Origin of the sequence: Shewanella sp. S1-49-MNA-CIBAN-0167 (assembly GCF_040310145.1) — a bacterium.
Taxonomy (GTDB): domain Bacteria; phylum Pseudomonadota; class Gammaproteobacteria; order Enterobacterales; family Shewanellaceae; genus Shewanella; species Shewanella psychromarinicola.
Genome location: NZ_JBEOPO010000232.1, coordinates 1 through 277, shown reverse-complemented (window position 1 = coordinate 277; position 277 = coordinate 1). Strand labels below are relative to the sequence as shown.

General features: G+C 40.8%; 1 protein-coding gene. It reads right to left on the bottom strand.

All coding sequences use genetic code 11. The features are described 5' to 3' along the window. Positions 1-277 (bottom strand): BON domain-containing protein (locus tag AAEZ00_RS21125; protein ID WP_351089847.1); only part of this gene is annotated, 277 nt, incomplete at both ends.

Below are 277 nucleotides of genomic sequence, written 5' to 3'. Positions count from 1 at the left end.
GCCATAAACGTCTTGAGCGATTTTTGAGAGACTGTCACCTGATTTTACTGTGTACATGGTAGATTCTGGCGCATCTTCTTCGATATCGATATTGTCGATAACCTTTGCTACGTTTTGAACGTTACCAATAGCAATAATCGCTTTTTCGCGGTCCGCTTGAGTCTTTGCATTACCGCTGATTTCAGCAGTATCAGTAGAACCATTATATTTGACTTTTAAATTACTGATCTGCAGATTCTGCTGCTGAATACGACGTAGCAAAATATTCGCCACCGAC